Annotated in this window: 2 protein-coding genes; one reads left to right on the forward strand and one right to left on the reverse strand. The window is 74.0% G+C overall.

The window, feature by feature from the left end; genetic code table 11:
• Window positions 1-50 precede the first annotated feature (50 nt).
• Window positions 51-1703, reverse strand: coding sequence for a bifunctional lysylphosphatidylglycerol flippase/synthetase MprF (locus DZF91_RS24900; protein WP_158588041.1), 1653 nt, complete (start codon window positions 1701-1703; stop codon window positions 51-53).
• A gap of 153 nt (window positions 1704-1856) precedes the next feature.
• Here DZF91_RS24900 and DZF91_RS24905 point away from each other — a divergent pair, with 153 nt between their 5' ends.
• On the forward strand, window positions 1857-2153 hold the full coding sequence (locus tag DZF91_RS24905; protein ID WP_199486867.1) for a Dabb family protein: 297 nt from the start codon (window positions 1857-1859) through the stop codon (window positions 2151-2153).
• Window positions 2154-2391 lie beyond the last annotated feature (238 nt).

Below are 2391 nucleotides of genomic sequence, written 5' to 3' on the forward strand. Positions count from 1 at the left end.
CCGCACCGGACCGCGTGGTCCGGGCGGCGGGCCCTTTTCTCGTCAGAGGCTCAGTGGAGGTGGTGGCCCATCGCGGACGGGTCGCCGACCGGCTCCAGGGCGTGCTCGGCGGCCGGGACCTCGCCGACGCGGCCGAACTCCAGGGTGAGCAGCGCGGCGGCGAGCCAGCCGATGTCGGCCCAGGACCGGAACACGACGCTGCGCGGCTTGTAGCCGGGCCGGAACTTGCGGTCGAACAGGTACAGCGACTCGACCGCGATCCACGGGTCCAGCAGGTGGAGGGCCTGGTAGCCGGCCTTCTCGACCGGGTTGCGGTCGTCGGCGTCGAGCAGTTCGCGGAACGCGGCGAAGTTCAGTGACACGACGTCGATCCGCTGCTCCTTCGCCCACTCGGCGACGTCCACGATCAGCCGCTCGTTCAGGCCGTTCGGGGCGTCCGGGAGGCGGCGCATCGCGTCGAGGCTGAGGCCCCGGCCCGCGAGGACGTAGCGCTGGAAGGCGATCGGCTCGCCCTCCTCGTCGTAGGCGACGGCGACGACAGCGCCCGGGTGGTAGCCGGTCAGCAGCTCGTCCAGGTTCATCGAGAAGCCGCGCTCGGCCGCGCCGCCCAGCGACCGGCTCGCCACGTCCAGCAGCTTCCCGCGCAGCTCGTCGCCGAGCTCCCGCTCCGGGACGATCTCGGTCTTCACGCCGAAGTTGTGGGTGCGCTTCACGGCCTGCCGGACGTTGCGCATCTGCCGTCCGGACAGCGTGAACGTCTCCGGGGACAGCACGACCTCGTCGCCGAACCCGATCGAGCGCAGGCCGCCCCAGGCGGGCAGGAGCTCGCTGCTCGCGCCCAGCACCGCCGGACGCCAGCCGGCCCGGCGGCACAGCTCCAGGAACGCGTTGATCGCGGCGCCGTGCGCGTCCCGCGCGCCGACGGGGTCGCCGCCCGCGACCGCGACGCCGAACAGCACGCGGTAGCCGATCGCGGCGCGACCGTCCGGGCTGAACACGTACGCCTTGTCGCGGCGCAGCGCGAACGGCGCGAGGGTGTCGGAGTCGGGGTTGGCCACCAGGCCCGCGACGCGGCGCCGCTCGTCCTCGTCGCCGGGCGGCGGCGCGGGGTCGGGCGCGAGCAGCGTCACCACCAGGACCAGCAGGCCGACGCCGCCGATCAGCGACAGCGCGCCGGGCAGCCAGTCCGCGCCGCCGGACGGTCCGCCGGTCGCCGACAGTCCGTGCGCGACGTCCGGGCCGACCGAGCTGATCGTCACGCCGCCGAGGACGACGGTCAGGACCGCGGCGGCCACCACGAGCACCGCGCCGATCCGGACGGCCGACCGGATCCGGTCGGGGTGCGGGCGGACGACGAAGGTGTCGCGGCTGACCCAGAGCGCGACCGCGGCGGCGGCGAGCAGCGGCAGCCGCCAGGAGGCGTCCCCGCCGACCGCGACGGCCGCCATGCCCATGCCGACCATGGCCATCAGCCCGTACCAGGCGGCGCGGCGGCGCAGCAGCGCGCCGCGGGCGACGAAGACCAGGGCGATGCTGAGCACGACCGCGTGCGCGGGCGCCAGCGGCCGCCCGGTCGTGAGCAGGGACAACCGGTCGAGCCAGAGTGGGGTGCCGTGCGCCGCGGGCACGGAGAGCATCGCGCCGACGCCCAGAGTGGCGACGGCGTGCGGCCAGGTCGGCGCCGTCTGCTTCGCATGGTCCACGAAAGACACCTCCGAACCGCTGCAACCGCGATCCATGGGAACTCATTCCCGTAGGGAAACGTTCTTCTTCGGTCTTGCGGGGCGCGGGGTCTTGTCTGTCTGATGCCGGGCCGGGGCGTCCGGTTCTCTCCTACCCACCGCTACGGTGCTCCCATGACCGGATTCCGTCATGTGGTGCTGATCACATGGATCGAGGGTACGACCACGGCCCAGGTCGAGGAGGTCGCCGCGCGGCTGCGCGACCTGCCCGCCGTGATCCCCGCGATCCGCGACTACAGCCTCGGGACGAACGCGGGGGTCAACGCCGGCGGCGCCGACTTCGCGATCGTGGCCGACTTCGCCGACCGCGACGCGTACGCGACCTACCGGGACGACCCCGTCCACCGGGCCGTGGTGGACGACATGAAGCCGCTCATCGCGTCCCGCACCGCCATCCAGTACGAACTCTGAGCCCTCCGCGGCGGGTTCCGGCCGTCCCTTGGAACGGTTCCGCTCGGGCCGCGCCTCGCGCTCGGGCCGTGCCGTCCGGTCCGTTCACCAGTCTAACCGAGCAAGCGCTTGTGTTCGAGCGTCCCGCCGGGTTAGGTTCGGCGGCGAGGCCCGCCGGGGACGGAATCGCGCCCCGTCTCCGGCGGGCGTCCCGGGGCCGCGTGCGGGCGCCCCGGGCCGTCCCGGGCGGGGACGGGCA

The organism is Actinomadura logoneensis, from assembly GCF_003428695.1.
Lineage (GTDB): Bacteria > Actinomycetota > Actinomycetes > Streptosporangiales > Streptosporangiaceae > Spirillospora > Spirillospora logoneensis.

Coding starts and splice junctions, on each gene's coding strand:
- DZF91_RS24905 (WP_199486867.1), top strand. CDS start 1,857: ATGACCGGATTCCGTCATGTGGTGCTGATCACATGGATCGAGGGTACG.